At 69.7% G+C, this 1,842-nt stretch carries 2 protein-coding genes; both read right to left on the reverse strand.

Features of this window, described 5'->3' with window-relative positions:
- Positions 1-170 precede the first annotated feature (170 nt).
- A complete protein-coding gene (locus ABYX71_RS11775) occupies positions 171-578 on the reverse strand; it encodes a VOC family protein (RefSeq protein ID WP_372696684.1) in 408 nt (135 codons plus the stop codon).
- Between the two features lie 82 nt (positions 579-660).
- Positions 661-1,635 (reverse strand): hypothetical protein, encoded by a 975-nt coding sequence (locus ABYX71_RS11780; RefSeq protein ID WP_372696685.1) that lies wholly within the window; start codon positions 1,633-1,635, stop codon positions 661-663.
- Between the last annotated feature and the right edge of the window lie 207 nt (positions 1,636-1,842).

Consider the following 1,842-nt stretch of genomic DNA (forward strand, 5'->3'; position numbering starts at 1 on the left):
CCGAGCCGTATCCGGTAACCATCAGCCCGGGGCTGCAGGCCGCCCAGCAGGCGCTGGTGGCGGCACATCCGAAGAAAGGCAGGCCGGCTTAGTGTTGCGCGGCGTGGGCGTGGACGCCGTGGCGGTGCGTTCGCCGCAGGGGGCGAAGGGCCATGCGGACGGGGCGTGGATCAGTCGGTCGGGCCGACCCAGAACAGCGGATTGTGGGCGATCTCCCACAGGTGTCCGTCGAGGTCCTTGAAGTAACCACTGTAGCCACCCCAGGCGGTCGCCTGCGCCGGTTTCGCCAAAATGGCGCCGGCGAGCAGCGCCTGACGCAGCAGCGCGTCCACCGCGTCCCGCGAATCGACGTTGTGTGACAGCGTGAACCCCCCGAAGCCGCTGCCCGCGGCGGGTACCTGGGCATCCTCGGCCAGCGCCTGGCGGTCATACAGGCCGAGCCAGGTTCCGTTCAGCGTGAAGAACGCGACTTCGGGTGGCGACGGCATGCGCGGCAGCCCGAGGCCGCGTTCGTAGAACGCAACGGCGGCGGCCAGATCCCTCACGCCGAGGGTGATCATGCTGATTCGGGGTTGCATGGACGGTCAGTTCCGGTGAGCGGTTCGACGCGGTGCAACGGTACGCATGCCGGCGCTTCGCACCGGGTCAGCGCACCACAGTTCATCCCAGGCGCCGCGCGCTGGGCAGCCACTGCAGTACCGCCGCGCGGCACGGATGCCAGAACGCGGACAGCAGCAGCAGGGCAGAGCCGATGACCAGCGCCGTGAGCGTGAAACTCAGGCTCACCACGCCGGATTCGCGCAGCAGCGCGGTGAAGGCAAACAGCACATAACTGAGCGCGGACACCATCAGCGCCCGGCGGTTGATGGCCAGCGAGACCACGCCCAGCGCCACGTACACGCCCAGCACCAGCAGGGTCTGCGCCAGCGCGTGATCGTCCAGCCGCTGCATGGCGCCGAACACCGGGTGCACCAGCAGCGGTGCGGCCAGCAGGTGCAGCCAGAAGGCCACGTCGGACCGTCGGGTCCGGCGATCCCGGTCCGACAGATCCCAGCGCAGGGCGTAGCCGAACACCAGCAGCCCGGCGCAGAACATCAGCGGCAACAGCCAGTGCTCACCGCCGGGGATGGCACTCAGCAGCGTGGAAACGCCAATCGCCACCACCGCCGCGGCACCTGCCGCCACCGTGATGGGCACCCGAAAGCGCTGCCAGTGCACCCAGGCCGCCAGCGCCGACGCGGCACTGGCAAAGATGGGCGCCGGATCGCTGCCTTCGAGCGCCGCCAGCGTGGCGCCAAACACCCCGCCCACAAAGGCCAGCAGCAGCACGATGGACGGCAGCGCCATGCGCCGCTGGCGGGTGAAGTACTCGGCCAGGAGCCAGGCCGCCACAGCCACCAGCAGCGCCCCCGCACCGGCCGCCAGGGTGCCGCCGAGCCCGCCGAGCGACACCAGCAGCAGGCCGATGGCGATGACCACGAAGATGTCGTTGAAGCCCGTGAGCAGCCGAAAGCTTTCCTCGTCCTTGATCGTCGTGTGCCGCCGCTCGGCAACGAACGCGCGAAAGGCATCGGCCGACTGTGCGCTCAGCACCTGGGCGGCGACGGCGCTGTCGAGTTCTTCGTCGTTGTACATACGGGGGCTCGCGAGAGGTGAGGCGCGTCGGGCAGTGTACCGGGCAGGCACAGCGAGTTGAGGCGTGTTCCCAGGCGCCGGATGGGGCCTAGGGGCCGGCAATGCCCTGCCTGGCCAGCGCGCGTCCCACTGCCCAGATCATCGCGTACACGCCCACCGCGTGGATGAGTGAGACCACGCCCACCCCCAGGACCACGATGCCCAGGC

The sequence above is a fragment of the Immundisolibacter sp. genome, from assembly GCF_041625615.1.
Classification (GTDB): domain Bacteria; phylum Pseudomonadota; class Gammaproteobacteria; order Immundisolibacterales; family Immundisolibacteraceae; genus Immundisolibacter.

Bases quoted from the DNA above. Each gene is read 5' to 3' on its own strand.
- ABYX71_RS11775 (WP_372696684.1), bottom strand. From the start codon at position 578: ATGCAACCCCGAATCAGCATGATCACCCTCGGCGTGAGGGATCTGGCC.
- ABYX71_RS11780 (WP_372696685.1), bottom strand. From the start codon at position 1,635: ATGTACAACGACGAAGAACTCGACAGCGCCGTCGCCGCCCAGGTGCTG.